A 23,881-nucleotide genomic window follows, 5' to 3' on the forward strand; every position below is an offset into this window, starting at 1 on the left:
GTTTCGCGAAGGACTCCCAGATTGAGGAGTTCATTGAGAGCCTGGAAGATCGAGCCGCCAGATGATGATCCGTGGCTTGTACGACCGTGACGCTGCTGCTGAGTACTTGTCGACGTCGCCGAGACATGTCGATGATCTGCGGCGTGGCGGGAAGCTGATCGCGGTGTTCGAGGGTGGAAAGAACAAGTTCCCGCGCGAGGAGCTAGACCGCTACATCGCCTCACTGCCACGAAGCACTTAAGGCGCCAGTTTGAGCACCCAAGCCGGCACCCAGTGGGTGACGGTCTTCTGCTGCTGCCCGAACACGACCGGGTACGTCACGAGTCCCCACCACTGGCCTTTGACGCAGCGCGCCCAGCAGGTCAGCTGGCCCGTGACGACGAGGTGGAGCTGTAGGCCGCCGGGTTGGTACTGCTCGCGTTGGTGAGGCTCGCGGGGAAACAAAGTCGCGAGGTCGATCTGCACTTTGCGTGGTGGATCGACCCGGCGGAAGTCTGTCGCCGGGTGTCGGCCGGTATCGCTGATCGCCGGCAGGTCACCCACTGTTCGATCATACGTTCGATGGAACCGAGCGGTCGCCGGATACGTCTAAACCCATATGCGAACCATCGACGACATCGACGCAGACCTCAGAGTGCTCGCCATCGTGCGCGTTGGCCTGCGAGAGTTCGGTGCCGTCAGCAGCACCACCACGGTGGACCAACTACTGGATGAGCGGCTGGAGAGAACCCGCAGCGCGCCGGAGAAGTAGGAGCCATCCCCGGAGCGCCACGGGCGAGGGACCGAGCAAGTAGGAGGCAAGCTCGGGCACCTCTGAGCGGCAAGCATGCCACCGGGCACCGACAGGCGAGCTAGGCGATCGGCGTGCCCTTATTGAATTCGCGGAAGTTGAGTACCAAGCGTTTCGTACCTTCAACAGCCTTGAATCCGAATTCGCGGTAAAACTCGGCAACCTTGTCGTTCATCGGGTCGACGACAAGCACTGCGCCACCGATCAGCATGACGGCGTCGGCTGCGGCGACGTACGCGTCAGCCAGCAGATCAAAACCCCGGCCACTCCCGCGGAGCGATTCATCGAGAGCTAGCTTGCCGATCAGAATCCCTGGAAGTTCGTGGTCCCGGGGAAATCCCGGCGGTCTGATCCGGCCGAAGAACGACCCGTCGGCTTCCCTGATGGTCGTCTGCAACAGCGTGAAATACGCGAGGACGATGTCTTCGTCGTCCACCCAAACGTGCGTCGCAGACTTCCCAAGATTCTGGTCTGCGCGTGCCTGCTTAGCCAGCCACCGATCTAGGTGAGGCTGCCCGCATTGCAGGTAATCGAGCCTATGGTTCTCGTTGAGAGGTAAGCAGCGATACTCAGATGTCAACGGGCGCCACGGCGCCGAAGGGCGGCAGCGAGCGCCGTCTGGGCGCGCTCAGACGGCTGCTCGGGCTGCAACCGAGTGATGGCAACAAGTTGCCCGCGCTTGACGTACGTGACATCTACATGGCCACGGTCCGCGCTCTGCACGCTCATCGCCCTCTACCCCTCACTCGCTACGTGTCGTACATGTCGTGCATGTCGTACATCGGTCAGTGCAGTATGCCGAATGACTCGGGTATCTGTCGATGATCCACGCCATAGCTACTGGGTTTCTTCAAGAAACCCAGTAGCTCGCCCCGTCCTAATAACCGCAGGCCAGGGGTGCGCTTGCGAATTGCAGGCCGACCTTGCTGACGCGGGCCGTCAGTGAGCTGCCGACGCTTCGCAAGAGCAGCTGAAGTCCCAACGCTCGGGCCACGAGCCAGTGAAGTCGCCGTAGCAGCAGAACCGAATCCGCTCGCCATCCGACGATGTGACTTCGACTTCATGCCAATCCTCATGGATGCGGCACGACCAGAGAAAGAGCTGACGAGATAGCCAGCGCCGGACAGTAAGCATGACGAGCACCTTCAGAAACTCCGCTTTCGGCGAAGTCGACCAGACTAACCCCTCGCCACGGGGTCCACTGACCTTCTTGCGCGCGCCCACAAAAACGCAGGTCAGACTAGGGGTGCGATTTGAAATGCGACCCTTCGAGGGTGTCCGTGGTCGTGGACACCCACTTTCCCGGCGCCGGGAAAGTTGTTCACTGCCGCCCCGGTGGCGCCCACATGCGGCTGGTTTCGGCCGCGACCTGCTCGCCATGCTCCTGGCCGCTCGCACCCTCACGCGCCTGCACGTTGATCTGGTTGTTGACGTTGGTGTCGCCGCCCTGCTGCTGCCCGCCGCCGGGTTGCTCCATCGGACCGGGCGGCTTCTTCCCGCCGGCCAGGTTCGGCAGTGCGGGTGCGGCACCAGCGATACCGCCGGCGAGCTTGCCTAGCCAGCCAGCACCAAGGCTGCCCTTGGGGTTGTCGCCGACGGAGAAGAACTCACCGACGCCGTTGGCGAGGATGCCGGCGTTCTGAGCCATGTACCCGATGGTGCGGTTCGCGACCTGAATGCCAATCTTCGCTGCAGCACCGGCACCAGGCATCATCAGGTCTGCGGCACCGGCGGCCGCCATGATGCCGTCCATGGGCAAGCCGCCGACGATGTTGCCGCTGTTGCCGCCGGGGGTTGGATACGAGGTTCCGGGGCCGACAGCCGGTGTCACCGGACCCAGCGGCGTGACGCCGGGAACCGCATTCGCTGGGCCGATGCCGGTATGCATCGGGGCGCCACCGCCCCCTGGAATGGTTTCTGGCCCTGGAATACCCACGGGGGCGGCGGGCTGTGCACCGGGCACGATGTTGCCGGCCCCGCCGGGCTTGTACCAGGCGTGAACGTGGTCCTCGTGGCGGTCCGTGGCGTTGCCGGTCGAACCGTAGTCCTGCGGCGTCAATCCATGGCCGTAGCCGTAGGTCTTGTTGTTGAAGATGGCGCCATACACATTGGGATCACGAAGCACCTGTGAGAGAACTTGCTGTCCCGCAGCCAGGTTCGGCACCATGATGTCCAGCGCGCCGTTCTGATGCTCGCCGTACTTGTCGGCCTGGTGGTCCCCGACTGTGAGGCCCTGGTTCTGCCAGTAGGGCATCATCACCCGGTGCGCGAAGTCGCGGGCAGATTCGCCCGGCTGCGGCATCCCAGGCGGAATAAAGGACGGAGACAGTCCGGGAATGCCTTGCGCGGCAGGGCCTCCCGATGGCATTGCCTGTGTCTGAGACTGCGATGCAGCAATCGCGCCCGGGGTGTACTGCTGCCCAAACATCCCGTTGGCGGCCATGACGCCGACTAGGCCAGAGCCTTCGTTCGGGTTGGCTTTCGACACGAAACCGAGCGCCTGCAACAGCGGGGCGGCCAAAGCGTTACCGAGCGCTTTGACCGCGTTCTCGATGATCCCGCCCAAGCCCTTGGAGATACCGAAGTCTTTATCGAGTTGCGCCCCAAGGTCATTCAGATCGGATGACAGCCCGGAAAGCTGCTTGTTGGCTTGCTTCGTCGCGTTGATTCGGGCGTCAGTCAGCGACTGCTCGGCCTTGAACTGATCCTGCTGGGCCTTCGCCAGGTCGTTCTTCGCCTTCTGGATATCATCGGCGGTCGCGACGTTCGTCTGCTCGAGCTGATGCAGCCGCGCCTCCTTCTCGGCAACGTCGTGCTTGCGCTCATCGAGGCTCTGCTGCGCGTTCGCGATACCCGACGGCAGGCCGGCGGTCGACGTGTACGCCAGCGGCAACACCGGAGCCGGCGGCAGACTCTTCGTCTTGCCATCATCCGGTGCCGCATCAGCCCAATGCTTGTCCTGCGCACCATGTCCGACATCAGCTGGCGGCGGTGGGGCGTTCTGCGGCAACATGCCCGGGAACAAGTTATTGAGGCCGGGGGTGAGTGGGTTGCCAGGCTGCGTTGGGGCTGGGCCACCAGGGTTCCGTGGGTCCCACATTCCCGGACTGAGCACCGACGGAGTACCCGGCACCGGCGGCGCGAAAGGAATTGGACCTCGTGAGAAGTCCGGCGACTGATGCGGCGTCAGCGCATCAGCGGCCATCTGAGGAAGGTCACTCCACAAGAAACTTCCGGGACCGGTTTTTGCCAGCCAGCGGCCGAAACTGTCCACGGTGTTCTCGATTGCGCGACCGAGGTTGCCCCACGCGTCCGCATGCTTGTTGATCTCCGGGGTCGCTTTGTCGGTAGCCCCGGCGACATTCCCCATATCGTTCGCCGCGGTCTTGAGATTGGCCGCCTGGATGGCGGTCTTGGCGTCTTCCCACTTCGTCTTGAACAGCGCCAGGCCGACATTTTCCTTGTCCTGCGGGTCTTTCAAATCCTGCATGGCCGTCAGCACCGCTCCGAACGCCTGGCGCGCGGCGTCCCCGCCCGCGGCGAACTTGCGGTTCATCTCCTCGGCGTCGAAACCCAGCACGGTGAATGCCTGTTTAGTCGACTTCGAACCGTCCGCGACATTGATCGACAACTCCTTAAGGGAGTCTGATGCCACGTCGGTGTTGCGAATGCCAGCGTCGGACATTTGCTTCATCAGGCCGAACGCATCAGCAGCGGACAGCCCGACACCGTGCCACGCGGTCGCGTACTCCTCGGTGGTATCGAGCAGGTCGCCACTGATATCGAGCTGCTTACCGGCCTCCGAGTTCAACAGGTCTAGGACCTCTTTGTAGTCCGCAGCCAACCCAGAGCGAACGATGTTGCGGGACTTGGCCGCAATCTCGCCAGGGTCTTGTCCGGTGATCTTGCTGGTCGTGTCCATCCGCTCGGTGAACTTCGATAACTCGGCATCGGATGACTTCGGCCCGATAAGGCCACTGCGAATGCCGGCGGAGATGGTCTTCAGGTTCTCCTCGACGGACCCGCCGAAGCCCTTTGCGTACGCGGCACCGGCCGCGGTGCCGATCGTCTGCATCGTTGCGGAATCCACGCCCAGGCGCGTCTGGAACAGATCACGCATCCGCAACTGCTCCATACCGGCAGCGATGTTGTCTGCCAACACCTTTCCGCCAGTGACGCCGAGGGCCGCCACGCCTGCAATGGCGATGCCGATGGGACCACCGGCGGCACCGAGACGCGCGAGCGCGGCCGACCCCGCGAATCCCTCCGTGAAGCCACTCGCCATCTCACCGCCGACGCTACGCACACCCGCCATCGCGCCGCGCAGGCCGCCGACGGCACTCTGTCCAGCCTGATCGGCCGCCTGCCCGTACTCCTTGTACGCGGCCGTCGCGCGCTCGATCGCCTCGATCTCAGCCAGCCGAGCCCGCTCCACCTTGCGGCCCAGAGACTCCGCGTTCGCCGCGCCCTTCTCCACCGCCGCCTGATGCTTACGCTCAGCCGCCGCAACCTTCTCCGACGCATCCTGCATCCCCAGATACGCCTTGCGTGCCTTGGTTTCCAGCTCATCGAAACCCTTGCCCGCAGCCTCCGTGCCCTGGGTCAACTGCTGGCGCATCACCTTCGAGATGTCACGCGCACCCTGCTCATACACACGCTGCGCCCGCGTCATCGTGGAAGTGGCGGCACGCTCATCAAGCTCCGGTTCGATCCTCAGGATGATCGGGTCCATAGACCTACCTCGCTATCCGGGAGATTGAGTTCGGGTTTGCGGTCCGGCGCAGGTCGGCACTCTGACCATTGCTGGCCGTCGTGGCGCCGCCTTGCCAGGAATCTGGAGTGGCTTTGACGCCGGACCGCAAGTTCACTACGACGCGCTGACGACGTCCAGCATGCGGAAAGCGTTGTCGTTCAGGCTGTCTGAACCGACCCGATACCAGGCGACCCAGCCGCGCTGACCGGTCGGCCGGCGGTTGGCCCCGAACAGATGCGGAATCAGTTCGACAGTCATGCCCAAACGCCGAGCTACGACGAACTGGTTGAAGTCGCCGAAGATCAACGCGTAGTTGTGGACCGCGCCGGAGGTGGTGATGCTGCCGTCCATGGCCTCGGCCTCGATGGCGTTGCGGCCCAGCAGGCGCGGCGGACGGTCTTCGTTGAGGTCCGTCCAGAAGCCACCACCGCCGGAGGTGTCGAACTGCCGAATCAGCGAGTACACCGAGTTGTTGGCCAGCCACGACCCGCGACGGCGCCACTTGGCCGCCAGGGCATCGCGGACCGCGTAGACGTCCTTCAAAGCGAAGGTGTCATCGGCTGCGGCGTTCACCACACTCGCCGTGCCGGTCAGGGCGGTGACGATGCCGGTGGGCTGACCTGAGCCAGTGCCGGTGATGAGGGTGACTGCCTCGAGGTCCTGCTGGCCTTCGGCGAACAGCTGACCGACCGCCTCGGTCACGTTGGCCATGTCCTGCAGGCCCTCGACCGAGATCGGGACGAAACCCTGTGCCTTGTGGATCGGGATGGACGGCTGAGCGAACGACGGCGAATCATCGGACACCTCAGTGCCTTCCGCATCCCACGACCACTGAATCGCCGACGACGACACACCGTTCCACACGTCACCGGTCGCGACGACCTGCCGAGCGACCTGAGTGATCTCGGAGTAGCTGCCGGCGCTGGTGATATTGAGGACCGGGTCGACCTGGAAAGGCACGAGGTACCCCCCGGCACTGTCCGTGAGGGACATCGCCCGCCAACTCTCGGCGGCGTGCACTGCCTGCTGCTCTTCAGGCGAGAGCATGGCATTCATCGGGTTCTTCGCCATCTTCGACCACGCCCGCACATAGGCCGGGTTCGAGGTGATCAACACATGGCGGGCCAGGCGACCATCTTCGGCGTCATCGTCCTCGACCATCTTGGTCGCCGACTGGCGAATAGCGTCGGAAGCGCCAGGCATCTTCTCCACCGCTGACAGCGCGCGTGCACGCAGTTCGGTCGAGACCTGTTCGGGGTCACGGCCAAACGTCGTCATCTCCGATAGCTGCCACGGGTTACGACCCCGAAATTCTCCGGTGTCGCGGTGGTCGCCCAGCGGGTCGCGGTCATAGTTGCCGGCGGCCCCACCTTCGAGGCGCATCGACCCGTTGTTGAGTCCGGAACGGATCCGGTCCAGGTCAGCGGCGTGCTGAGTGTTGAGGCCGCGCAGCGTCTCCTGTCCGCGTTCAATGAGGCCGGTCAGTTCGTCGAACCGGACAGCCGCAGCGCCCGTCAGATCGTTGGTGCCGGCCTGATCGAGAAGTTGGCGAGCTTCACGCCGGTAGCCGGCGATCTCCTGCTCAGTGCTGCGCATGTCGTGGGTAACGCTCATGGTGGTCTTGCCTTTCATCAGAGTTCAAGCAGGTGCAGCCGACGAGCCGCAACCGCGTTGGGGATCAACATGTTTGACCGCACAGACGCGGTCGTGTCGGGGTACGCCGGCCACACAACCGGCCCGACCTCGGCGCACTTCACTTCCAGCAAGGTGCGTTGGAGCGGTAACCGCTCCGGTTCGGCGCCGTAAAGCAACCGTGATAGTTCGCCCTCGGATCCGATTTTCTTGCCGTTGCGGTCGCGCCACTCGTCGCGAACCACCGAGAACCGGAAACTCATGCCATTGATCGCGCCGGTGCCGCCCAGATCGGGCGGGGTGAGCGCTTCGCGGACAAAGTCGATCAGCATGTGCCGACCAAGCCGCGCCTGCACAAACAGGCCTCGCTCGTCCTCGTGGATATCGGTGATGGCACCGATCGGCACTGACCCGATGAGCGGGTGGTGCCCATGGTCGAACTGGAACTTCGGGATCAGCTCAGTCAGAGACTTCCGGAAGGCGCCCGGGGCCACCAGCTCATCGAACGTGCCTTCCCAGGAGTCGATGCGGGTCGGCGAGTTGAATACCGCCCCGTAACCCTCGAAGGTGTAGCCGTCATCCTCCCCGGCGCGAACCAGAGGGGTGAACGGCACCGACCGGCATACATCGATGCGCGGGGGCAGCAGCCGTGTCACCACGACGCCAACCCGAGTTCGAGGTCCAAGAGCTTCAGCCGTCGTTCCGCGGTAGCCCGCGAAACCACTTGCCGCGAAGCCTGTTCGAGCTCGAGCACCCGCACATCGACCAGAGCAGCCTCCGCGCGGACCAGCACATCGCCCTCGCGTCGATCTTGGACCGGACGAAATGCCAGAACCCCTTCGGCGCCAGCCGCAATGCGCGCCAGGGACTCATCACCCGGACGGCCCTCGGAGACCGCGAACGCGGCGAACAGCTCGGTCGCAGATTCCTCGAGCTTCGCCGCGGCTCCGCCAATCGGGACGGCACGGCTGTCCTGCCCGCTGAACAGCTTCACCTTGGCGCCCCGCTCGGCCAACGACCGGGCGAAGGCTCCAGGAGCAAAGCGCTCCACATACGGTGCCCCGCCGTCGTCGCGCACGGTGACATCGACGTTGTAGGGAAGCGTGACGCCGACCAGCCGGCCATCTACTGCCAGCCGAACCCTGCGATAGAGAATCTGACTCATTGGTCACCACCAAGAATGCGCGAAAAATCAACCGGCGCATGGTGACCCGCGTATCCAGGGTGGCCCACACCTGTGGACTCCCGGCGTTCGCGCGATACCGAGCTACATTCACGGTACAACCTGACTTGCTGAATCAGCAACACAACTTGCTTATTCGCCAAAGTCATCAAGGCCGTGCTCCGCTTCGAGGAAGGCCTGAATCTGCGAATCCAGCCAGGAGGCCCCGGACCCACTCAGTTCCGGCAGGGCAACCTCATACAGGTCCAGCAGCGCCAACGGGACGTGCGTCATCCGGCCGTCCGAGGAGTTCACCACCGCGGCGATACCGTCGTGGTTGCCCTGGCCGTGAAAGTTCAAGATTTGGGCGGCCCGGACGATGTCGGTGTGTGGCGGTTCGGTCGCCAGCATCGAAGCCATGCCACCGACCCACTCCGCGATGAGTGCGAGCGCGCTCTCTGTACGCAGCAGTCCTATGAGCACCTGGTGCAGCAACAGCACGGACTTGAGGAGCTGCGGGCCGCGATCCAGCGCGTTCGTCTCCTCTGCGATTGCCGCGACGCCGGCCTTATCGCCACGGCGGTGATGCAGCGTCATGACAGCGGCACGACGGCGGTCGGCGCGGTCGGGGTTCTGGTCATCAGTCATGGAAATGTCCCTTTCGGTTCGGTTGTCTTGTTACGGAACGTGTTACGGAAATGCACACATCGCGCACGGCTAGCGCGCCCAACTTTGGGCCTCCCACCAGGCATTTCTCCTCGCCTTCCGCCGCAACGCAGCCCGTTCCGTAACGTGCATGCGCTTCCGGGGGAGGGATCAGGATTTCGATTGGCGGTCTCACCTGGGCGTTCGTGGGTCTCGCGGTCGCCCTGCCCCCGGGGGGTGGGGCGCCTCATGACGCGTCCTCGGTGTCGGCTACCTGGATGATGCGCCAGACCCGTTCGGTGCGGCTGTCTCCGTGGGCGGGTACGGATTCGATTCGGGGTGACTGTCCGGCGGCGCGGCGGACGTTGTGCCAGGCGTGTCCCGCGGCTTCTCCGGCGGCCTTGGCATCGTCGGGTGTGATGGTGTCGCCGGTTTGCTGGTCGAGCCAGCGGTCGAGCCATTCGGGCACGCCTTCGTAGACTGGTGGTCGGTAGCCGCGCTGGATTGACCAGGTCGCGGTGCCGCCCTTCTTGTCGATGGTGTGTACGTCGGGATGTGCGGATGCGGCAGCTCGGATGTTGCCCTTGCTGTAGCCCTGTGCCATGCCGGCCTCGATCGCAGCAAACGATTTTGTCGTGGTGTGGCCAGCGGATTGGAGGCCTGCGATGTATGCAGTGAACCACTGTGAACACGTGAGCTTCCGAGGCGCGGAGTCGTGCGACCTGCGGGAATCCAAGTCGGTCACGGTAGCGTCGGGTACACCGTGTACTTCGGGTACACGGTCATTGACCTGCTGTTTTTGGGGGTGTACCTCGGGTACCCGTGTACCTTCGCCGCCCAACCCGTACCCAACTCCGTTTTTGACCGAGGCTTCGGCAATCTCGCCTTCAGCAGCTAACTCGGCGATGGCTGGGTCGAAGTGGTCGCGCAGGTCCGCTTTCAGCTTCCGACGCAGGTCGTGACGGGCCAGTTGACCGTCCCGCTCGAGCCACCGCAGGATCGCCTGCTTGGCCCGTTGGAGCTTGTGGTCTGAGATGAATTGCTCTCCCACCGCCTTGCTCATCGCGCGTTCGCGGAGCTTTGCCCGTGCGGCTTGCCTGGCGTGTTCGATCACCTTGGTTCGGGTTTCGTCGGACTTGGCCATCACGACAGCGGACAGTGCCCAATCGAGTTCGGAGACCACCATGCCGTGACGCAGTATCGCCAGTACTGCGGCGACCTTCAGCCGGGTCAACATCCAGTGGCCATCGAGCGCATCGCCTTCACCGCGCTGGCGTGCCAGGTGCGCAGCAACAACGGTCTGTGCAATCTCTTCTGGCCCATACTGGATTTCGACCGCGTCTTCTGATGCGCGTGCCCAACGTGGCAGGTTCGTGTGCAGCGGTTCCGGGTCGGCGGGCCGTTCGGCTGGCATCGTCGGATCCGTTGAGGGGAACCAGAGGGTGCGTTGCGGGGTACCGCCGGTGGCGTCATCGAGGATCACTCCACAGTGCCCGAACTGGCCAGCCACGGACAGGCACATCCGATACGAGTGCGGGGCGACCATGCGCGACGTGGGCGCCGATGCTCCCTTGCTGCCGAGTCGTTCGCCCATGATTGCGGCTTTGATGGTGGCGCGGGTGTTGTTGCCTTGGCCGGCGTCGAGCGCGGCGAGGTGGTCGATCTCGGGCACCATGAAGATTGCCCGACTGATCCTGTCCTCGGGGTTCTTCGGTTCCTTGAACAGTTCGGCGATGCCCTGTCCCGAGCCGAGTCCTTCCTCGTGGATGTCTGCCGGCCAAGCCAGGCGAGCCGTTGCGTCCGAGATGCCCTTGCCTCCACCGGAAACTGCGACGAACACAGCCATCAGGTTCAGGCTCGCTCGCCCGCCGATGGTGCCGGGGAGCTGGACATGTGGCCCCGTGCTTGCTGCGACACGAAGCAGGACCGCGCCGAGTACTGCCCATGGCGCTGCGTACCGCGCACGTGCCCACTGATGGATTTTGGCGAGTTCTTCCGTGGCGGACCAGAATTCGTCCTCGGTCATCAGGCGCCTTTCTGCTGCGCTGATCGGATGGTCTGTTGGATTTCGTGGGCTCCGAGGCCGATACCGTGCGCGGCAGCGGCCAGAGCGGAGTAGACGGCGGCCGGTGCACTGTCTGCCGCTGCCCGTGCTGCGGCCCAGAACAATGTCCCGTTTCGGTTGCCCTCGGTGGCCTCGGAGACGGTGCGGACCAGACCGTCCCATCGGTCACCCGATGCCCGTACCGGCGCGCTCGGCGGTGTGTATGTCCGGCGTGCGATCAGCGCCCAGATATGTTGCGGCACATCTGCAATGGCGGAGTCGCGGTGCAAGGTGTAAGGCTTGCCGGTGTCTGGGTGGATCGAGCCGGGGGCGACCAAGTAGCCGGCGCCGCCCGCCTTCACGTCGATACCGTCGATACCTCGGACCTTGCCCATCACCGGACCCGACACCCGGTAATAGAAGTGCCAGCCACCGGAGCCGGTCTGCACGCACAGTGTCCGATGCTCGGGCCGCAGCCGAAGCGCCTTGACCCGGCCACCGTTGCGCGGGTCGACATCCAGAGCAATGACACCGGTCTGCGTGACTCCCCAGTTGCATCCCGGGAATTGCCTTGCCCAGCTTGCGATCACGCTGGCATCGCGGGTGAAATCCTGCACCCCGTGCTTGGTCAGCGGGATTTTGCCATTGAGCGGTCCGACCGAGAACCCGTGGTTGAGCATGACGTCTAGTGGAGAACCCGCGCCACCATCGGCGCGGGTCTCCATCGTCGGGTCGGTCACTGTTCGGGTTCTCCGAAGATATCGACGGCGGCACGCAGAACGTCGGCCAACTCCTGGGCATCGGCGGGCGTCATCGACATACCTGCTTCTTCCCACTGCCCGCCCTGGCGCCGGATCATCGTGAAGCCGATGAGGCGGTTACCGTTGCCGTGCACGCGCGCAGAGATTTTGAAGTGCGCGGGCTCGAAGATGCCGTCGTCGCATGTTCCCCCGCCTGTGTGCGAGGCGACCCGGACGGGCGTCGACTGGTACCAGCATCCGGTGGTCGTCCCGGCAATTCGGTCGTAGTCGGGGTCGGCCCATGCCGGTCGGGGGAACGGGACGATCTTCTCGGCATCGCCGTCGTGTTCGACTTCGATATCGCGTGCGGCGAGTTGCTGCCAGCGGGTCAGAGCCGGGTCTGGCGGGTCCAGTTCGACGGGTTCTGTGCTGATCTCGGGCGCTTCGTCAATCGCGCTCATCGGGTCACCGCCGATCCGCCCTGAATGAGCCTCAGGCCAAGGGTTTGGGATGCCGCCTTCTCCCGAGCTTCGACGCGAGCGACGACAGGTCGAAGGATCGCAATCATGGCCAGGAGTTCACCGACGTTGAGTTCGAAGAGGCCGTCGCCGTTGTCCTTGGGGTCGGATCGGCCCATGAGCTCGCCGAGTTCCACACGGTAGTCGCGGAGCATGATGCGTTCGGCGGCCTTCATCAACGATCGCGAGGAGGCGGTCACGGTGCCACCACCTGAGTGTCGAGCTGTGTGCCAACCTGCTCGATCAGGCGGACCGCTGCCCTGAGGTGCCGCTGCGCCCGCACGAGATCGACGGTCAGCCACATCGATGCGCCGGCGGGCAGCGCGGCGAGCTGGTCGCCGGCGTCCTCGACGGCCATCGTGGCGTGGTTCGCGGCTGAGTCGAGCAGCGATATTGGCCGCCGCGTGGCGCAGCCGTAGCCGGGCACGTCGGTCGGGGGTACCGACTGGGTGCCAGTTGTAGGTACAGTCATTGTCGAACGTCCTTTCAGTTAACGGTTGGATGGGTGTTCTTGATCGGCCCGCGCCGGACGCGCCAACGTCCGGGGTTCGCGGGCCGTTCTCATGTCTTCGGTCTTGTCCGCGTCGGGATCGAGGCCGAGGTCTTCGATGCGATCTCGGTCCGCCTGGTTCATCAGGCAGCGTCCCCGCCGCACCGCTGTGCGTTCTCCCATGAGATGCATTCGGATAGCCGATACCGGGTATGGCGGCCGAAGCGCGAGTAGGGCGGACCCTTTCGCTGAGAAGCCCACTGCGCCAGCGTCTTCACGGGTACCTGTAGGCGCTGAGCTACTTCCGATCTGGTCAACCATGGATCCTCCGTAGCGCTCATCAACTTCCTCCTTGTTCGGGAACCGCACATTGCGATGTGCGATTAGGAGTCTATGCGTAATGTTGAGAATCGCAAGCGTCAATGTGCGGAATCGGCGAGCCGCGTGGAACACTGGCGAGCATGGTTGATGAGGCCAGCGCAGACGTAGCGCTCGGTGCACGTATCGCGGAGCTGCGCCGGCAGAAACAGATGACGCAAGAGGATTTCCTCGCGCTGATGGCCGGAAGTGGTTTCTCGTGGACGCGGACGGTCCTGTCGCGGATTGAAACGGGCCAGAGATCACTCAAGGCTGCCGAGCTGTTTGCAGTTGCCGGAGCGCTCGAAATTCAGGTGGACGACCTAAACCCCGCCGCCGACGCATTAGCGGACGCATATAAGCGGCAGCTTGGCTATTACCGCCGGTATGTGATTCGAGCTGCCGACATTGAACGGGACGTGCGCGAAAGCCGGGAACGCCTCGTCGCTGCCGCGCTCGCAATCAAATTGCGTTCAGGTTCAACGGCGTTCGTAGTCCATGGAACTCCCGCCCGGTTTATCCACATTCTCGCAAGCGTTGTGGGGGTAAGAACCCTCGGTGAAGCGTTGACCGTCATCGGAATCGATGCTGCCAATTTTAAGCTAGCGATAGAACGGCGCAAGATCGCATCGGGTTTCAAAGGCCTCTGGGGTTTCATATTTAGTGACGAAGGTCAACGGCACGGCTTCGCAAATAAACTTATGGAAGATGCGATTGCAGATCTGCTCGCAGAGTTTTTTCCGGGGCTCGAATTTGTCGACCAACAATGGCTTGGATTATCCGTCGACGGCTTGGAATTCGAGAACTGATGGCCGGCCGCCCTCCGCTGCGTATCGGACAGCATGGAAAGATCACGCGCACTGCGGTCGGTGGTGGAGTTTGGTTGGCGCACTGCCGCTTTCGTGACGCCGATGGGGTGACACGACGTGTCGAGCGCCGCAGCCCGATTGGCTGCAATGACCAGTACGGCAAGCTCGCCGAGGATGCTCTTGTCGAAGCGCTGAAGAGTCGGCGGGCGCCGGGGGAGTCAGGCGGAATCAGCCTCGACACGAGGATTAGCGAGCTCGTCGAAGCGCATCTCAAGCGGCTGCATGAAGACGGTAAATCGCCGGCGACGCTGACGACGTACCGCAGCGCTGCCCGCAAGCTCGCGAAGTACAGCGACTCGCTACGGGTCGGCGAAGCGACGCCGGGCCGGATGAATGCCGTCATCAGGTCTATGCGCCAGGCGCACGGCGCCGGGATGGCGCGCCACAGCCGCACCCTGTTGCGGGCAGCGCTTCAGATCGCGGTTCTCGATGACGTTCTGGGGGCCAATCCCGTGACGCAGGTCGATCGGATTCAGTCGGCCGCGCCGCCGAAAGGTGCTCCGTCGCTCGATGGAATGCAGCTCCGTGACCTCATCGGCAAGCTGCGTGCCTCCGAGGCGTGCCAGGCTGCCGATCTAGTCGACCCGATCACTTTGTTGGCGGCAACGGGGTTGCGTCGGGCCGAGCTGCTCGCGCTGCGCTGGCAGGACTTCAACGAGGAGTCCGGGACGCTGACGGTGTCCGGGAAGGTCGCGCGCGTCGCCGGCGAGGGTCTGCGCCGGTTGGATGGTGGCAAGACGAAGTCAGCAGGCCGCACTGTTCCCTTACCTCTGTTCGCGGTCGCGATGCTGACTGCCCGCCGCGGCCGAGACTTCTGGGGCGAACAGCCCATGATCTTCCCGTCGTCGGCCGGCACCCACCGCGATCCTGACAACTTCAACAAGCAGTGGCGCGCGGTTCGGGAGAGCCTCGGGGTGCCGGACGTGACGAGTCATTCGTTCCGCAAGTCGGTGGCCACTCTGATCGATGAGGCTGGGCTACCTGCGAGGTTCGGAGCGGACCAGCTCGGGCACGCGAAGGTGTCGATGACACAAGACGTCTACATGGGGCGCGGCAAGGTGCACCCGCAGGTAGCAGCGGTTTTGGACCGCGCTATTTCCGACGAATAAACGTCGGCTCGATGGCCGTTTCTGTGCCCCCACCAGGGCTCGAACCTGGGACCTGCGGATTAAAAGTCCGTAGCTCTACCGACTGAGCTATAGGGGCGTGGGACACAGGATACTGCGTCCCGCCCGGCCGCCTCCGGGGGTGGCCGGTTGTGTGGCGGTTGGCGGTCTGTAGTGCGGATTTGGGCCGTGAGGCAGTCGTGCCCTAAGCTATCGAAGCTCCCAACGGAAACGTTGAGAGTGCCCCCGAAGAGATTCGGATTGGCCCCCATCGTTTAGTGGCCTAGGACGCCGCCCTTTCACGGCGGTAGCACGGGTTCGAATCCCGTTGGGGGTACGCAACGCGGAAACGCGGAGCAAGCAGTGCGTAAGGCCCTGTGGCGCAGTTGGTTAGCGCGCCGCCCTGTCACGGCGGAGGTCGCGGGTTCGAGTCCCGTCAGGGTCGCCAGAACGGCGAGGCAACTTGCCCTTCCGGCCAGGTAGCTCAGTTGGTACGAGCGTCCGCCTGAAAAGCGGAAGGTCGCCGGTTCGATCCCGGCCCTGGCCACTTCAAGAACCACCTGGTGACGGGTGGTTTTTTCGTTTCCGGGGGCAGTTGCACGGAGACCCAGATCTGAGGCAGGTGTCGGTCACGCCACATCCCCTTATCGGTAGGTCAGTCGTCGGGCGGGACCTGCTCAGCCCACGTGAGTGAGGTTCGACGCGACAGCCGCGACGGCTGCGTCATTCGGCCCGGGTCGGGCGAGGCGCCCACACCCGGCTCCACACTTCACGAATCGCGACGCCGAGAAGCACCAGCGCGAACACGATCAGCAGGTTCAACTGCAGACCACTGCCGAATCCGGTCCCGTAGTGGAGCGCAGTGAGGATGACGGCGGCGCCGGTAATCGGCGCGAGAATCGTCGCAATGCCTGCCGGCCATCTCGCGACGGATACCGCTTCGACCACGGCGGCGATGGCAGTGATGACCAGCGCCACGACCGCGACGCTCGCAATGACGTTCGCGACGAAGAACACATCGTTCAGCGGGGAGGGCGGATGGTTGGTCAGCGGCTCGTATGCGGTCCAGCCAAAGTCCTTATGTCCCAACCCGACTCCGAAGATCGACCCGTCGTAGTCGGCGTACCGCCGCGGCAGGCCGGAGTTCAACGCCGCGGAGTTCATCTCCGTCATGAGACGGGCGACGACGAACACCCACCAAGAAACGGCCCCGGTGACTTGAGCGATCCGCGCCGTAACGAAGCGCCGACCGAGGAGCTCAACGCGGCTCATCCGAATACCGGTGCGCCGTTCGGGCCGATCTGGGGCGCCGGCATGAAGCACGGCGGGATTCCCGGCGCGTACGGGGGCACGCAGGGCTGCGGGAAGCACGGCTGCCCGTTCCAGTACGTCGACTGGTTCGGAGGACACACCGTCATCGGTTCGGCGGCGGACTCGGGGGCAGCCTGCAGCGCGGCAGCTCCGGCAACCGAGACAACGAGCGCTGCGGCCGCGGACCAACGAGTCATAGTTCGTCGTCTTCGTCTTCAAGATGCGGGCGTGGCTTGCGCATCACCACCACAGCCCAGATCACGCCGGCGATCAGCGCCGCGACGATCGCCAAGAAGACCAGCTGTCCCGCCAAGTAGTCCATCGCATCCCCCTGCCCCCGAAACCAAGGATAAAGGGATCGCCGGCATGGTTCCCGCAGAGATTCGGGTGTACCTCTAACCGTGGGCGCAGGGCTATGTTGGCCATTGAACGGGTGAAAGCGTGGCGATGATGGCCGGTCTTCTTCGGATGGGCACGTACCTGGCGGCCTGTGGTGTGCTGGCCATCGGCCTGTCGCCCGCAGCCGCGGGCGACGCGGCTTTCGATCCGACCGGGAACCGATCGGGTGGACCGGTGCCGACCATCAACGGCGTGCCATGTGTCGGCGGCGGCCTGGGTGTCTGCCTGAGTATGCGGCAGAACGGTCCGCCCACGTCGGTGCCGCAGTCCGGCGTGGGGCACAGTCCGACGGTGCGCCGCTGAGCGTCGGGCTGCCCGAACTGACAACCCGCGGCCGATGGGTCCCGCTGGGTAAGGTGCTGGCAATGACCAATTTCCCGGAGCCGGCCGACGACCTCGAGTCGCAGCTCGAACCGGTCGCCGCCCGGCTCCTCGATGCGCAGGTGGCGTTCGCCATGCAGCAGCTGCGCGGCGAGAACTACCACAGCCTGGTCCTGGACGAGATCGAGCACGCGCTGTCGGAGGCGTCGGAGATCACGCTGTCCGACGCGGTGACGCCCACGATGATCAAGAACGTTGCCGCGAAGTACGCCGTGCAGGTGCCGGTGGAGGGCGGCATCGCGGAACTGGTCAGTGAGATTGCCACCCGGCTGTTTCAGCTCACCGCTTCCTCGGACACCCGTTTCGGCGACGTCATCGACGGGCGGCGGTTCAGTGAGCTCAGCGCGATGGTGGTCGAGATGGGCGTCACCCAGCGGTTACTGGAGCGGATTCTGAGCAGCGAGGCGTTCACCGAATTCTGCGTGACGCTGGTGCAACACTCGCTCGCGGAATCCGTCACACAGGGTGGGAGGTCGCTGGCCCGTGGCCGGCTGGGCCGCGTGTTCGGCGCAGTCGGCGCCCGGATGCCACAGGGCCCGGTCGAACGGTTGGAGCTGCGCGCCGAGGATCTGGCGCGCCGCGGCGCCCGCTTTCTGCTCGCCCACACGCATGCCGACGAAGACGTGCTCGCCGAGGCGCTCAACCAACTGTGGCGCAGCAACCTCAACAGCCCGCTGTCGTCGGCGATTTCGGTGATCTCGGCCGACGACGTCGAGGACGCGGTGGTGCCGATCTACGAGTTCTGGCGCACCTTTCGGGACACCGACTACTTCCGCACGCTCCTCGATGAGGGCATCGACCACGTCTTCGAAAAGTACGGCGAAGTCAGCCTTTACGACCTGCTGCTCGACCTCGGCGTGGGGCGCGAGGACATGATCGAGGAAGCCCTACGATTCGGCCCTCCGGTGATTGCCATGCTCGACGAACGGGGCTATCTCGAGTCGGTATTGCGGCGTCGCCTCATTCCGTTCTACGTCTCGGATGAGTTCCGGGAGGCCCTCGCGGGTCAGTGACTCGTTTGGCCGCGCAGCACCCGGGTACCCGATCCGACGCCACCGGCCGGCGGCTCCCGCAAGGTGATCGCGCCGACGGTGGTGATCGCGATCTACGTTCGTCGTCTTCCTCACCATCGCGATCCTGTTCATCCTGAAGATCGTCGGCGTCCTGAACTGACTACTTGTACGGCGGATACGGCGCCGAGTGCAGGACCCGGGCCAAGTGCGCGGCGTTGCGGGCCGCGGCGGCGGTGGCCGAAGCCACGGCTTCGGGCACCTCGTCGAGGTCCTTGTAGTCCGTCGACTCCATTGCGGCTCCGTTCCAGTACGTGCATCCCTGCGCGGGGATGTTGAAGCCAATGTCGTTGAGCCCCTGGAAGATATCGGCGACGGTCTTGTGGGCGCCGTCCTCGTTGCCGACGACGCTGACGATCGCGACTTTCTGTGAGACGGCCGGCCGGCCCTGATCGTCCTTGTTGGACAGCTCCGCGTCGAGGCGCTCGAGAACCCCGTTGTGCGACGGACGACGGGTGCCCCAGCCAGATGGGCGTGCTGATCAGCAGGATGTCGGAGTCGAGGACCTGGGCCCGGATCTGCGGCCACTGATCGCTGTCACCCATGTCGGCCTCGACGCCGGGCGCGATGTTGAAGTCGACGCACCGGACTGTTTCACACGCGACATTCTGTTCGCGCAGAACGGCCAGGACGTGTTCGGCGATCAGCTCGCTGCTCGACGGCGACGGGCCCGGCTTGAGGGTGCAGATCAGTGCGGTCGCGCGGAGGGGTGGGGTCGATTCAGTCATGACGGGCGGTTACCCGGGCTCCGAGCAGACAAACAGAAACGGGCCCGAGTCGTCAGCGGCTCTCCAACTCCGCTACCCGTGCCTTGAGCGCGTCGATCTCGGCCTGCAGCTCGGCCTCACGCCCGTCGAACCTGGCCTGGTACGCCTCGCCGAGTTCGCGCAGGTACTCACGGTCGAAGCGGGGAATGATGGAGCGTGAGCAGTTCCAGTCGAAGGCCTCGACCGCGATCTCGATCTCGCGCTGCGGCCCGTCTTCGATGACGGTCCCGCGGCCGAAGACCTTGAGCCGGGTGCGTCGCGGGTAGTCGACGAAGAACATCGCGAGCCGGTTGTCGGCGGCCAGATTGCCCAGGGTGACGAACTGGTTGTTGCCGGGCAGATCGATGAACCGCAGCCGGTCGGCCTCGGGCAGGTAGCGGACGAATCCGGCTGGGCCGCTGCGATATTGGAGGTAGGGCCAGCCGTTGGGTGTGACGGTGGCCAGGCAGAACTGATCTGCGCGCCGGATCATGAGCAGCTCGCGATCGTCGAGACGCTGCGGGCCGTCGTCGGCACGCTCGGTGTGCCGTCCATAGGCCTGATAGCTGCCGTTGCGCTGTTGACGATTCAGCGCGTCGGGGCCGAATGCCAGGTGGTGATAGTGGTTGTTCGGCTCGGTGGACACAACGGCCACGCTACGCCCGACCGGCGGCTAGGACGCGGCCGTCACCACGACCTGGACGACGCCGGTGTCGGTGTCCGATGCGATCACCAATGTCGGTGCGTTCGCGGCCGAGACCACATGCCCGCCGGTGACGGCGACGGTGTACCCGTTCGGGTAAGCGACGGCCGGCACCGACATGGTGCTCAACGAACCGGCCGCGAAATTGCCCGAACCGTCCGCCTTGGCTGTCGAGTAGTTGAAGGTGAAGGCGCCGTGGGCATTTGACAGCGCGAGCGGGGTTCCCGACACGGCCTGTGGGTACGGGGAGGCCAGCACCTGCAGGCTGCCGGTGTTGACGTTGTCGCCGGTCGGTGGCAGGGCGGGGTCGTAGACCACCGACTCGCCGTCGGTGCTGCCGCTCGTGGTGATGTCACCGACCCCGGCGTACGCCCATTCGGACCAGCTCATGAGGTACCGGTCGGCGGCGTTCATCTCGGCTCTCAGATCTGACGGCAGATTGGAGGCGCCGAACTCGTCCATGAACACCGGCATGTTGTTGGCCTTGCCGTAAGCGTTCGCGGTGGCTGCCTGCTGATTCGCCAGCCATCCGCAGATACCGCTGGTCGCCGACCCGGCGCAGTAATCATGAAACGCCAGAACGACTTTCGTGTCGTCGATGGTGCCCAACTGGACGGGTAGGCCGAGGATCGCGGGTATCTCGGACACCGCGGGGTTGGCGGGTTCGACGAACAGCGCGGTGTTCGGATCGACGGCTCGGATGGCGGCTGCCACCTGGTTGTACATCGGCGTGAGCTGTTGAGTCGCGTAGAACGGACTGCCCAGCAGCGTCGGCAACCACGAAGTGCCCGGGAAGGGCTCGTTCATGATGTCGTAGCCGATGACGCTGTTGTTGCCGGCGACTGCGGCGGCGACCGTCTCCCACGCCTTCGCGTAGTTGTCCTCGAGCCCGATTCCGTTGGCGGCGTTGGCGTTGTTCCAGAAACCGTCCCACGCCGCGGTCTCGGCGGTGTTCAGGTAGTAGCTGCCAGGGAAGCCGAAGCCGCGGTTCGGCAGCCCGCCGGTCTTGGTGGCCCACTCGGGGGCGCCCTCGCCGCCGAGTGACGCGCTGTACAGGTCCTGGTGCATGTCGATGATCGTGTAGATGCCATGTGCCGCGAGCATGTCGACGGTCTGCCGGATCGAGTCGACGTAGGCGGCGTTGTACACGCCGGGCTGCGGCTCGACCCCGGCCCAGATGACCCCGAGTCGCACCACGTTGAAGCCGTTGGCTGCCAGGAACGCGGCGTCGTCCGCGCTGAATCCACTGGCCGACGGTTCGTAGGGCGCCAGTTTGTACACCTCGTTGAACCCGTGCAGCAGGACGACCTGCCCGTCGCTGTTGGTCAACCAGACGCCGGTCGGCGTGACGGACAGCATCGAGCTGTTCGCCCCCGTCTGGATGAGCGTGGCGCCGGTGCCGGACTTACCGACCGCACCGTGATTGCCCAGCAGGCCCGCATTGCCGCCGGCGCCGCCGAGTGCCGGTAGTGCCGTGGAGGTACCGCCGACGCCGCTGTTTCCGGCGTCTCCGCCGGGACCGCCGATGCCGAGGAGGAACGCGCCGGAACCGCCGTTCCCGCCGCGGCCACCGTCGGCCCCGTCGCCGCCGCGGCCACCACCGCCGCCGGCCCCGAACAGCAGACCTTTGCCCGAGCCACCGCGGCCGCCGGGCCCGCCGGTGCCACCGGCCTTGGCGCCGCCCGCACCGCCACGGCCACCGACACCCATCAGGGAGCCGCCGGGACCACCGGCGCCGCCCGATGCTCCGGCACCGCCGGCCCCGCCCCGCCCGCCATTGCCGACCATCCCCGCGGCGCCGCCATTGCCACCGGGGACCGCGGCTTCGGTGCTGTCCCAACCGGCGCCGCCGTCACCGAACAGCCATCCGCCGGCCGTGCCGTTGGGTGCGGTCGCCGTGCCGGTGCGGCCGTTCCCGATCACGTAGGTGCCCGCCAGTCGGTTGATGACGCCGTCGACGCCCTGCCCGAGCGGACTGTTGATCCAGCCCTCGATGCCGGTGTGCAGGGGGTTGTAGATCAGTGCCTGGACCCACGCCGCCGGGTTCTTGGGTGCCGTCGGGGTCACAATGGCGGGAACTGCCGCGACGGCAGCGGCCGGGCTGGTACCGGCGGTTTGCGTGGCGACAGAGTTGGCCGGGCTGGTCTTCGCCGCCGAGGTAACTGTCGACGCTGTGGCTGGTTTGGGTTTCGCGACAACGGGATTCGGCATGCGGTGGTTCGAGCCGCCGGCTGCCGAGCCATGGGCGGATGCGGTCTTGGCGGCCGGCTTGGCCGGTCGGTCCGTCCGTTTGGTCGAGCTGTCGTTTCCGGTGTGCGGTGCCGAACTGGCGGTCGAGCTTTTCGGACTGCCGGTCGCATCGTGGCTGGGACCGCTGTCGGCCCAGGCGACGGCGGTTCCGCTGGTCAGCGCTGCCCAGATGCCGAAGGCCCCCGCCAATCCGCCGACGCCGCACAGGCCGGCGCTTACCGTCATCGTTTCTGTATACGCGACGGCAGTGTGCGGTGCGGCCGAAATGACGCGGCCGTGTAAATGTTCGATCGCGGGGTCCGCCGGGAGCGTTCCGAAACCGCGTCGACGACGGTCATGCGACACAGACGGTTTGGGCCCGTCAACCGGAGTTGACGGGCCCAAACCGCATATTCAGTTGGCCGGTGCCGGCGGCGGAACCGGTGCTCCCGGCGGGAGCGGTGCCGGAGCGGGGTCCGGCGGCACGTAGTACTGCCCCAGACCAGGCGGGATGTTGGTCCCGGGAGGCGGTGCGGTGCCCGGCAGCGACTCACCCAGCTGCTGCTGCGGGTACTGTCCCAGCGCTCCACCGCGCAGGCGGCCGTCGTGGTACATGTCGATGTACCGGTTGAGCCACTCGTGCGGGCTGCTGTCGGCGTGTTCCTGGCCGGGGTCGACCCCGAACTGCTCGCACTTGCCCGGCGCCGACGGCTTGAGGCACTGCCCCACGCCGTAACTGTTGTTGAAGGCGTTCAGGCTCGGCGGGGTGCCGGCGCCCGAGCCCGGGAGGGACGGCACCGCGGTCTGGCCCAGCACGGTGTCAGGACTCAGGCCCGGCGTGTTCAGCGGCATGCCCAGCGGACCGGCGACGGGGGCGGGTGCCGCTGGGTCGACATTGCCGGCGGGGCGCTGCCCGAGGACGTTCAATCCCTGGGCGCCCAGCGGCGCGCCGAGGACCGGCATCTGGGCATCCGCCATGGGAGCGGGCCCCAGAGCCGCAGCCGCCTGTGCGGCGATCGCGTCCTGTTGGTCATCGTGACCGGGAGTCGGAATCGGCGAATTCCAGTCGGCCGAGGCCGCCCCGGCGAAGGCGATGGACGCCGCGGCGGCGATCACGCTCGCCGCCGCGGCTTTGCCCATCTTTTTGCTGCTGATCATTACACCGACTTGGTGATGCCGTAGTAGGCGACGATGTCGTCGGTGTCGGTGGTGGAGCTGGTCAGCGTCGCGTAGGAGCGGATGAAGGACTGACCGACGCAACCGTCGACCTTGATGTGGGTGTCCTTGAGGGTGACGCGCGCCGGCGCGGCCTTGAAGGACTTCTTGTCGACCGGAACCTGGGTCACCGTGCCCGGCTTCGGGTGGATTTCCAGCGTGCCCGACAGCGGGAACGTGACACCGGTCGGGATGGCGCCGGTGAAGATGTTCGCGTTGGCGGTGGTGGCGCCGACCTGGCCGATCAGACGGATCTGGCCGAGCTCGATGCCGCAGCCGATCTGGTAGCCGGCTTCCAGCGTGCCGCCGGTCAGCTTGGTCTTGCCGCTGCCGGTGACGGTGCCGGTGAAGGTACCGCCCACGAGGTACTCGCGCGAGGAGGTGGCGGTGGTCAGCGGGGCGACCGGCAACTGGGTCTCGTTGGTGGCGGCGACCGTCAGGACCCAGCCGTCGGGCGAGGTGACGGTGGCGGGCTCATCGGAGGCGACGACGCCGGTGTCCACCGGCGGGCCGTCGGGGTCTGCCATCGCGACGGGCGCGGCGATTGCCGGCAGCAGCATGCATGCTGCGGCGAAAACAGCGGAGGTTTTCAACATGGTGGTGGCAAGCCCTTCATGATTTGAAGTTGGTTGGAGGGGGTCAGTTGGACTGCAACGAACTGCTTAGACGGACTTGGTCACACCGAGGTAGGTCACGATGTCGTCGGTGTTGTCCGTGGAGC

28 protein-coding genes, 4 tRNA genes and 1 pseudogene are annotated in these 23,881 nt (G+C 65.3%); 9 read left to right on the forward strand and 24 right to left on the reverse strand.

Translation table 11 applies throughout. The annotated features are described in order from the left end of the window. Positions 1-64: 64 nt before the first annotated feature. On the forward strand, positions 65-241 hold the full coding sequence (locus QRN63_RS29435) for a helix-turn-helix domain-containing protein (protein ID WP_285034569.1): 177 nt from the start codon (positions 65-67) through the stop codon (positions 239-241). Here the strand turns inward: QRN63_RS29435 and QRN63_RS29440 are convergent. Then, positions 238-543 carry a hypothetical protein gene (locus tag QRN63_RS29440; RefSeq protein ID WP_285034570.1) on the reverse strand — a complete coding sequence of 102 codons (306 nt, stop codon included), beginning with the start codon at positions 541-543 and terminating at the stop codon, positions 238-240. The genes QRN63_RS29435 and QRN63_RS29440 overlap by 4 nt on opposite strands. A gap of 55 nt (positions 544-598) precedes the next feature. On the opposite strand from QRN63_RS29440, the gene QRN63_RS29445 reads away from it, so the two are divergent. After that, entirely contained in the window at positions 599-751 is a 153-nt protein-coding gene (locus QRN63_RS29445) for a hypothetical protein (RefSeq protein ID WP_285034571.1), read from the forward strand. Between the two features lie 100 nt (positions 752-851). Here QRN63_RS29445 and QRN63_RS29450 read toward each other — a convergent pair whose 3' ends face one another. The 14 genes from QRN63_RS29450 to QRN63_RS29515 all read right to left on the reverse strand — a co-directional run bounded on the left by QRN63_RS29450 (position 852) and on the right by QRN63_RS29515 (position 13,145). Further along, positions 852-1,226, reverse strand: a complete 375-nt coding sequence (locus QRN63_RS29450) for a hypothetical protein (RefSeq protein WP_285034572.1) — start codon at positions 1,224-1,226, stop codon at positions 852-854. 140 nt (positions 1,227-1,366) lie between these two features. Beyond that, positions 1,367-1,519, reverse strand: coding sequence for a hypothetical protein (locus tag QRN63_RS29455; protein ID WP_285034573.1), 153 nt, complete (start codon positions 1,517-1,519; stop codon positions 1,367-1,369). A gap of 592 nt (positions 1,520-2,111) precedes the next feature. Further along, positions 2,112-5,522: a phage tail tape measure protein gene (locus tag QRN63_RS29460; RefSeq protein ID WP_285034574.1), complete on the reverse strand. Its 3,411-nt coding sequence runs from the start codon at positions 5,520-5,522 to the stop codon at positions 2,112-2,114. Positions 5,523-5,657: 135 nt separating this feature from the next. Beyond that, the gene (locus QRN63_RS29465) at positions 5,658-7,157 is read right to left on the reverse strand and encodes a phage major capsid protein (protein ID WP_285034575.1); all 1,500 of its coding nucleotides are present in this window, start codon (positions 7,155-7,157) and stop codon (positions 5,658-5,660) included. Between the two features lie 17 nt (positions 7,158-7,174). Next, positions 7,175-7,834 carry an HK97 family phage prohead protease gene (locus tag QRN63_RS29470; RefSeq protein WP_285034576.1) on the reverse strand — a complete coding sequence of 220 codons (660 nt, stop codon included), beginning with the start codon at positions 7,832-7,834 and terminating at the stop codon, positions 7,175-7,177. Beyond that, positions 7,828-8,340: an HK97 family phage prohead protease gene (locus QRN63_RS29475; RefSeq protein WP_285034577.1), complete on the reverse strand. Its 513-nt coding sequence runs from the start codon at positions 8,338-8,340 to the stop codon at positions 7,828-7,830. The genes QRN63_RS29470 and QRN63_RS29475 overlap by 7 nt, the downstream gene beginning before the upstream one ends. Before the next feature lie 150 nt (positions 8,341-8,490). Next, complete coding sequence (locus tag QRN63_RS29480; RefSeq protein ID WP_285034578.1) at positions 8,491-8,985, reverse strand: hypothetical protein; 495 nt, start codon at positions 8,983-8,985, stop codon at positions 8,491-8,493. Between the two features lie 244 nt (positions 8,986-9,229). Further along, positions 9,230-10,657, reverse strand: a complete 1,428-nt coding sequence (locus tag QRN63_RS29485; protein WP_285034579.1) for a hypothetical protein — start codon at positions 10,655-10,657, stop codon at positions 9,230-9,232. A 350-nt stretch (positions 10,658-11,007) separates the two neighbouring features. Continuing rightward, a complete protein-coding gene (locus QRN63_RS29490; protein WP_285034580.1) occupies positions 11,008-11,766 on the reverse strand; it encodes a bifunctional DNA primase/polymerase in 759 nt (252 codons plus the stop codon). Beyond that, positions 11,763-12,227 (reverse strand): hypothetical protein, encoded by a 465-nt coding sequence (locus QRN63_RS29495; protein ID WP_285034581.1) that lies wholly within the window; start codon positions 12,225-12,227, stop codon positions 11,763-11,765. Before QRN63_RS29495 ends, QRN63_RS29490 begins: the two co-directional genes overlap by 4 nt. Next, positions 12,224-12,484, reverse strand: a complete 261-nt coding sequence (locus QRN63_RS29500; RefSeq protein WP_285034582.1) for a hypothetical protein — start codon at positions 12,482-12,484, stop codon at positions 12,224-12,226. The genes QRN63_RS29495 and QRN63_RS29500 overlap by 4 nt, the downstream gene beginning before the upstream one ends. Next, entirely contained in the window at positions 12,481-12,756 is a 276-nt protein-coding gene (locus tag QRN63_RS29505; RefSeq protein WP_285034583.1) for a hypothetical protein, read from the reverse strand. Before QRN63_RS29505 ends, QRN63_RS29500 begins: the two co-directional genes overlap by 4 nt. Positions 12,757-12,774: 18 nt before the next feature. Next, positions 12,775-12,957, reverse strand: coding sequence for a hypothetical protein (locus QRN63_RS29510; protein ID WP_285034584.1), 183 nt, complete (start codon positions 12,955-12,957; stop codon positions 12,775-12,777). Beyond that, positions 12,918-13,145, reverse strand: a complete 228-nt coding sequence (locus QRN63_RS29515) for a helix-turn-helix transcriptional regulator (RefSeq protein WP_350224483.1) — start codon at positions 13,143-13,145, stop codon at positions 12,918-12,920. The genes QRN63_RS29510 and QRN63_RS29515 overlap by 40 nt, the downstream gene beginning before the upstream one ends. 90 nt (positions 13,146-13,235) lie before the next feature. Here QRN63_RS29515 and QRN63_RS29520 point away from each other — a divergent pair, with 90 nt between their 5' ends. Beyond that, positions 13,236-13,940, forward strand: a complete 705-nt coding sequence (locus QRN63_RS29520) for a helix-turn-helix domain-containing protein (RefSeq protein ID WP_285034586.1) — start codon at positions 13,236-13,238, stop codon at positions 13,938-13,940. Then, the gene (locus QRN63_RS29525; RefSeq protein WP_502888211.1) at positions 13,940-15,109 is read left to right on the forward strand and encodes a site-specific integrase; all 1,170 of its coding nucleotides are present in this window, start codon (positions 13,940-13,942) and stop codon (positions 15,107-15,109) included. Before QRN63_RS29520 ends, QRN63_RS29525 begins: the two co-directional genes overlap by 1 nt. A gap of 24 nt (positions 15,110-15,133) precedes the next feature. Here QRN63_RS29525 and QRN63_RS29530 read toward each other — a convergent pair. After that, positions 15,134-15,206: transfer RNA gene (locus QRN63_RS29530), tRNA-Lys, on the reverse strand. 164 nt (positions 15,207-15,370) lie between these two features. Between QRN63_RS29530 and QRN63_RS29535 the strand changes: the two genes are divergently transcribed. From QRN63_RS29535 to QRN63_RS29545, 3 genes are all read left to right on the forward strand, one after another. Beyond that, positions 15,371-15,443: transfer RNA gene (locus QRN63_RS29535), tRNA-Glu, on the forward strand. A gap of 34 nt (positions 15,444-15,477) precedes the next feature. Next, positions 15,478-15,554, forward strand: a tRNA-Asp gene (locus QRN63_RS29540). 25 nt (positions 15,555-15,579) lie between these two features. Next, a tRNA-Phe gene (locus QRN63_RS29545) sits at positions 15,580-15,653 on the forward strand. 176 nt (positions 15,654-15,829) lie between these two features. On the opposite strand, the gene QRN63_RS29550 is transcribed toward QRN63_RS29545, so the two are convergent. From QRN63_RS29550 to QRN63_RS29560, 3 genes are read right to left on the reverse strand one after another with little or no spacing between them, the layout of a single operon-like run. Next, complete coding sequence (locus QRN63_RS29550) at positions 15,830-16,378, reverse strand: hypothetical protein (RefSeq protein WP_285034588.1); 549 nt, start codon at positions 16,376-16,378, stop codon at positions 15,830-15,832. Next, positions 16,375-16,614: a hypothetical protein gene (locus tag QRN63_RS29555; RefSeq protein WP_285034589.1), complete on the reverse strand. Its 240-nt coding sequence runs from the start codon at positions 16,612-16,614 to the stop codon at positions 16,375-16,377. Before QRN63_RS29555 ends, QRN63_RS29550 begins: the two co-directional genes overlap by 4 nt. Next, positions 16,611-16,739, reverse strand: coding sequence for a hypothetical protein (locus QRN63_RS29560; protein ID WP_285034590.1), 129 nt, complete (start codon positions 16,737-16,739; stop codon positions 16,611-16,613). Before QRN63_RS29560 ends, QRN63_RS29555 begins: the two co-directional genes overlap by 4 nt. Before the next feature lie 128 nt (positions 16,740-16,867). Between QRN63_RS29560 and QRN63_RS29565 the strand changes: the two genes are divergently transcribed. Together QRN63_RS29565 and QRN63_RS29570 are read left to right on the forward strand one after the other, a co-directional pair. Then, positions 16,868-17,119, forward strand: a complete 252-nt coding sequence (locus tag QRN63_RS29565; protein WP_285034591.1) for a hypothetical protein — start codon at positions 16,868-16,870, stop codon at positions 17,117-17,119. 62 nt (positions 17,120-17,181) lie between these two features. Next, a complete protein-coding gene (locus QRN63_RS29570; protein ID WP_285034592.1) occupies positions 17,182-18,210 on the forward strand; it encodes a hypothetical protein in 1,029 nt (342 codons plus the stop codon). Positions 18,211-18,370: 160 nt separating this feature from the next. On the opposite strand, the pseudogene QRN63_RS29575 reads toward QRN63_RS29570, so the two are convergent. The 5 genes and pseudogenes from QRN63_RS29575 to QRN63_RS29595 all read right to left on the reverse strand — a co-directional run bounded on the left by QRN63_RS29575 (position 18,371) and on the right by QRN63_RS29595 (position 23,756). Continuing rightward, positions 18,371-18,995 (reverse strand): annotated as a pseudogene (locus QRN63_RS29575) (flavodoxin family protein). A gap of 52 nt (positions 18,996-19,047) precedes the next feature. After that, the gene (locus tag QRN63_RS29580) at positions 19,048-19,659 is read right to left on the reverse strand and encodes a pyridoxamine 5'-phosphate oxidase family protein (RefSeq protein WP_285034593.1); all 612 of its coding nucleotides are present in this window, start codon (positions 19,657-19,659) and stop codon (positions 19,048-19,050) included. A 27-nt stretch (positions 19,660-19,686) separates the two neighbouring features. Then, positions 19,687-22,191: a cellulase family glycosylhydrolase gene (locus QRN63_RS29585; protein WP_285034594.1), complete on the reverse strand. Its 2,505-nt coding sequence runs from the start codon at positions 22,189-22,191 to the stop codon at positions 19,687-19,689. 168 nt (positions 22,192-22,359) lie between these two features. Next, entirely contained in the window at positions 22,360-23,103 is a 744-nt protein-coding gene (locus tag QRN63_RS29590; protein WP_267315817.1) for a hypothetical protein, read from the reverse strand. Further along, complete coding sequence (locus QRN63_RS29595) at positions 23,103-23,756, reverse strand: MspA family porin (RefSeq protein ID WP_267315816.1); 654 nt, start codon at positions 23,754-23,756, stop codon at positions 23,103-23,105. The genes QRN63_RS29590 and QRN63_RS29595 overlap by 1 nt, the downstream gene beginning before the upstream one ends. Between the last annotated feature and the right edge of the window lie 125 nt (positions 23,757-23,881).

It is taken from the genome of Mycolicibacterium sp. lyk4-40-TYG-92, from assembly GCF_030209435.1.
GTDB lineage: Bacteria > Actinomycetota > Actinomycetes > Mycobacteriales > Mycobacteriaceae > Mycobacterium.